2 tRNA genes and 3 rRNA genes are annotated in these 5,572 nt (G+C 50.9%); all 5 read left to right on the forward strand.

From position 1 onward, the window contains the following. The first annotated feature begins 316 nt into the window (after nt 1-316). The 5 genes from FRT59_RS26885 to rrf all read left to right on the forward strand — a co-directional run bounded on the left by FRT59_RS26885 (nt 317) and on the right by rrf (nt 5,527). Nucleotides 317-1,853, forward strand: a 16S ribosomal RNA gene (locus FRT59_RS26885). Nucleotides 1,854-1,936: 83 nt separating this feature from the next. Continuing rightward, a tRNA-Ile gene (locus FRT59_RS26890) sits at nt 1,937-2,013 on the forward strand. Between the two features lie 30 nt (nt 2,014-2,043). Then, nucleotides 2,044-2,119, forward strand: a tRNA-Ala gene (locus FRT59_RS26895). 249 nt (nt 2,120-2,368) lie between these two features. Beyond that, nucleotides 2,369-5,260: ribosomal RNA gene (locus tag FRT59_RS26900) — 23S ribosomal RNA — on the forward strand. A 151-nt stretch (nt 5,261-5,411) separates the two neighbouring features. Then, nucleotides 5,412-5,527 (forward strand): 5S ribosomal RNA (gene rrf / locus FRT59_RS26905). The 16S, 23S and 5S rRNA genes sit together here with 2 tRNA genes alongside, the layout of an rRNA operon. The last annotated feature ends 45 nt before the right edge of the window (nt 5,528-5,572 follow it).

Consider the following 5,572-nt stretch of genomic DNA (forward strand, 5'->3'; position numbering starts at 1 on the left):
CTGTAGAATTCGCCTCCCGCTGATGAGAGATCAGAAGCGCAAGTGGTTGAAGTTGTTGAAGAAATCTTCGAAAGCTTCTGAAAATAATCACTTGACAGCAAATGAGGCTGCTGTAGAATGCGCGCCTCGGTTGAGACGAAAGATCTTAACCAACCGCTCTTTAACAACTGAATCAAGCAATTCGTGTGGGTGCTTGTGGAGTCAGACTGATAGTCAACAAGATTATCAGCATCACAAGTTACTCCGCGAGAAATCAAAGATGTAACCAACGATTGCTGAGCCAAGTTTAGGGTTTCTTAAAAACCCAAAGATGTTTGAACTGAAGAGTTTGATCATGGCTCAGATTGAACGCTGGCGGCAGGCCTAACACATGCAAGTCGAGCGGTAGAGAGAAGCTTGCTTCTCTTGAGAGCGGCGGACGGGTGAGTAATGCCTAGGAATCTGCCTGGTAGTGGGGGATAACGTTCGGAAACGGACGCTAATACCGCATACGTCCTACGGGAGAAAGCAGGGGACCTTCGGGCCTTGCGCTATCAGATGAGCCTAGGTCGGATTAGCTAGTTGGTGGGGTAATGGCTCACCAAGGCGACGATCCGTAACTGGTCTGAGAGGATGATCAGTCACACTGGAACTGAGACACGGTCCAGACTCCTACGGGAGGCAGCAGTGGGGAATATTGGACAATGGGCGAAAGCCTGATCCAGCCATGCCGCGTGTGTGAAGAAGGTCTTCGGATTGTAAAGCACTTTAAGTTGGGAGGAAGGGCATTAACCTAATACGTTAGTGTTTTGACGTTACCGACAGAATAAGCACCGGCTAACTCTGTGCCAGCAGCCGCGGTAATACAGAGGGTGCAAGCGTTAATCGGAATTACTGGGCGTAAAGCGCGCGTAGGTGGTTTGTTAAGTTGGATGTGAAATCCCCGGGCTCAACCTGGGAACTGCATTCAAAACTGACTGACTAGAGTATGGTAGAGGGTGGTGGAATTTCCTGTGTAGCGGTGAAATGCGTAGATATAGGAAGGAACACCAGTGGCGAAGGCGACCACCTGGACTGATACTGACACTGAGGTGCGAAAGCGTGGGGAGCAAACAGGATTAGATACCCTGGTAGTCCACGCCGTAAACGATGTCAACTAGCCGTTGGGAGCCTTGAGCTCTTAGTGGCGCAGCTAACGCATTAAGTTGACCGCCTGGGGAGTACGGCCGCAAGGTTAAAACTCAAATGAATTGACGGGGGCCCGCACAAGCGGTGGAGCATGTGGTTTAATTCGAAGCAACGCGAAGAACCTTACCAGGCCTTGACATCCAATGAACTTTCTAGAGATAGATTGGTGCCTTCGGGAACATTGAGACAGGTGCTGCATGGCTGTCGTCAGCTCGTGTCGTGAGATGTTGGGTTAAGTCCCGTAACGAGCGCAACCCTTGTCCTTAGTTACCAGCACGTAATGGTGGGCACTCTAAGGAGACTGCCGGTGACAAACCGGAGGAAGGTGGGGATGACGTCAAGTCATCATGGCCCTTACGGCCTGGGCTACACACGTGCTACAATGGTCGGTACAGAGGGTTGCCAAGCCGCGAGGTGGAGCTAATCCCATAAAACCGATCGTAGTCCGGATCGCAGTCTGCAACTCGACTGCGTGAAGTCGGAATCGCTAGTAATCGCGAATCAGAATGTCGCGGTGAATACGTTCCCGGGCCTTGTACACACCGCCCGTCACACCATGGGAGTGGGTTGCACCAGAAGTAGCTAGTCTAACCTTCGGGAGGACGGTTACCACGGTGTGATTCATGACTGGGGTGAAGTCGTAACAAGGTAGCCGTAGGGGAACCTGCGGCTGGATCACCTCCTTAATCGACGACATCAGCTGCTCCATAAGTTCCCACACGAATTGCTTGATTCATTGAAGAAGACGATAAAGAAGCAGCCCGAAATTGGGTCTGTAGCTCAGTTGGTTAGAGCGCACCCCTGATAAGGGTGAGGTCGGCAGTTCGAATCTGCCCAGACCCACCAATTTTGTGTGGGAAACGCCTGTAGAAATACGGGGCCATAGCTCAGCTGGGAGAGCGCCTGCCTTGCACGCAGGAGGTCAACGGTTCGATCCCGTTTGGCTCCACCACTACTGCTTCTGAAGTTTGAAAGCTTAGAAATGAGCATTCCATCAATGCGATGGTGAATGTTGATTTCTAGTCTTTGATTAGATCGTTCTTTAAAAATTTGGGTATGTGATAGAAAGATAGACTGAACGTTACTTTCACTGGTAACGGATCAGGCTAAGGTAAAATTTGTGAGTTACTCGTAATTGAGTATTATCGAATTTTCGGCGAATGTTGTCTTCACAGTATAACCAGATTGCTTGGGGTTATATGGTCAAGTGAAGAAGCGCATACGGTGGATGCCTTGGCAGTCAGAGGCGATGAAAGACGTGGTAGCCTGCGAAAAGCTTCGGGGAGTCGGCAAACAGACTTTGATCCGGAGATGTCTGAATGGGGGAACCCAGCCATCATAAGATGGTTATCTTGTACTGAATACATAGGTGCAAGAGGCGAACCAGGGGAACTGAAACATCTAAGTACCCTGAGGAAAAGAAATCAACCGAGATTCCCTTAGTAGTGGCGAGCGAACGGGGACTAGCCCTTAAGTGGCTTTGAGATTAGCGGAACGCTCTGGAAAGTGCGGCCATAGTGGGTGATAGCCCTGTACGCGAAAATCTCTTAGTCATGAAATCGAGTAGGACGGAGCACGAGAAACTTTGTCTGAATATGGGGGGACCATCCTCCAAGGCTAAATACTACTGACTGACCGATAGTGAACTAGTACCGTGAGGGAAAGGCGAAAAGAACCCCGGAGAGGGGAGTGAAATAGATCCTGAAACCGTATGCGTACAAGCAGTGGGAGCCCACTTTGTTGGGTGACTGCGTACCTTTTGTATAATGGGTCAGCGACTTATTTTCAGTGGCGAGCTTAACCGAATAGGGGAGGCGTAGCGAAAGCGAGTCTTAATAGGGCGTCTAGTCGCTGGGAATAGACCCGAAACCGGGCGATCTATCCATGGGCAGGTTGAAGGTTGGGTAACACTAACTGGAGGACCGAACCGACTACCGTTGAAAAGTTAGCGGATGACCTGTGGATCGGAGTGAAAGGCTAATCAAGCTCGGAGATAGCTGGTTCTCCTCGAAAGCTATTTAGGTAGCGCCTCATGTATCACTGTAGGGGGTAGAGCACTGTTTCGGCTAGGGGGTCATCCCGACTTACCAAACCGATGCAAACTCCGAATACCTACAAGTGCCGAGCATGGGAGACACACGGCGGGTGCTAACGTCCGTCGTGAAAAGGGAAACAACCCAGACCGTCAGCTAAGGTCCCAAAGTTATGGTTAAGTGGGAAACGATGTGGGAAGGCTTAGACAGCTAGGAGGTTGGCTTAGAAGCAGCCACCCTTTAAAGAAAGCGTAATAGCTCACTAGTCGAGTCGGCCTGCGCGGAAGATGTAACGGGGCTCAAACCATACACCGAAGCTACGGGTATCACGTAAGTGATGCGGTAGAGGAGCGTTCTGTAAGCCTGTGAAGGTGAGTTGAGAAGCTTGCTGGAGGTATCAGAAGTGCGAATGCTGACATGAGTAACGACAATGGGTGTGAAAAACACCCACGCCGAAAGACCAAGGTTTCCTGCGCAACGTTAATCGACGCAGGGTTAGTCGGTCCCTAAGGCGAGGCTGAAAAGCGTAGTCGATGGAAAACAGGTTAATATTCCTGTACTTCTGGTTATTGCGATGGAGGGACGGAGAAGGCTAGGCCAGCTTGGCGTTGGTTGTCCAAGTTTAAGGTGGTAGGCTGGAATCTTAGGTAAATCCGGGATTCTAAGGCCGAGAGCTGATGACGAGTTATCTTTTAGATAACGAAGTGGTTGATGCCATGCTTCCAAGAAAAGCTTCTAAGCTTCAGGTAACCAGGAACCGTACCCCAAACCGACACAGGTGGTTGGGTAGAGAATACCAAGGCGCTTGAGAGAACTCGGGTGAAGGAACTAGGCAAAATGGCACCGTAACTTCGGGAGAAGGTGCGCCGGTGAGGGTGAAGGACTTGCTCCGTAAGCTCATGCCGGTCGAAGATACCAGGCCGCTGCGACTGTTTATTAAAAACACAGCACTCTGCAAACACGAAAGTGGACGTATAGGGTGTGACGCCTGCCCGGTGCCGGAAGGTTAATTGATGGGGTTAGCTAACGCGAAGCTCTTGATCGAAGCCCCGGTAAACGGCGGCCGTAACTATAACGGTCCTAAGGTAGCGAAATTCCTTGTCGGGTAAGTTCCGACCTGCACGAATGGCGTAACGATGGCGGCGCTGTCTCCACCCGAGACTCAGTGAAATTGAAATCGCTGTGAAGATGCAGTGTATCCGCGGCTAGACGGAAAGACCCCGTGAACCTTTACTATAGCTTTGCACTGGACTTTGAATTTGCTTGTGTAGGATAGGTGGGAGGCTTTGAAGCGTGGACGCCAGTCTGCGTGGAGCCAACCTTGAAATACCACCCTGGCAACTTTGAGGTTCTAACTCAGGTCCGTTATCCGGATCGAGGACAGTGTATGGTGGGTAGTTTGACTGGGGCGGTCTCCTCCTAAAGAGTAACGGAGGAGTACGAAGGTGCGCTCAGACCGGTCGGAAATCGGTCGTAGAGTATAAAGGCAAAAGCGCGCTTGACTGCGAGACAGACACGTCGAGCAGGTACGAAAGTAGGTCTTAGTGATCCGGTGGTTCTGTATGGAAGGGCCATCGCTCAACGGATAAAAGGTACTCCGGGGATAACAGGCTGATACCGCCCAAGAGTTCATATCGACGGCGGTGTTTGGCACCTCGATGTCGGCTCATCACATCCTGGGGCTGAAGCCGGTCCCAAGGGTATGGCTGTTCGCCATTTAAAGTGGTACGCGAGCTGGGTTTAGAACGTCGTGAGACAGTTCGGTCCCTATCTGCCGTGGACGTTTGAGATTTGAGAGGGGCTGCTCCTAGTACGAGAGGACCGGAGTGGACGAACCTCTGGTGTTCCGGTTGTCACGCCAGTGGCATTGCCGGGTAGCTATGTTCGGAATAGATAACCGCTGAAAGCATCTAAGCGGGAAACTAGCCTCAAGATGAGATCTCACTGGGACCTTGAGTCCCCTGAAGGGCCGTCGAAGACTACGACGTTGATAGGTTGGGTGTGTAAGCGCTGTGAGGCGTTGAGCTAACCAATACTAATTGCCCGTGAGGCTTGACCATATAACACCCAAGCAATTTGAGTCGAAAGGCCAGATTGCGGTGTGTGAAGACGAAATGAACCGAAAGTTCGACTCTTACAAAACACCGAAAGCTGTCACATACCCAATTTGCTGAAGCGAAGCCAACTGGCTACGACTCAGTACCCGAATTTCTTGACGACCATAGAGCATTGGAACCACCTGATCCCATCCCGAACTCAGTAGTGAAACGATGCATCGCCGATGGTAGTGTGGGGTTTCCCCATGTGAGAGTAGGTCATCGTCAAGATTAAATTCCGAAACCCCAATTGCGAAAGCAGTTGGGGTTTTGTTT

The organism is Pseudomonas haemolytica, from assembly GCF_009659625.1.
GTDB lineage: Bacteria > Pseudomonadota > Gammaproteobacteria > Pseudomonadales > Pseudomonadaceae > Aquipseudomonas > Aquipseudomonas haemolytica.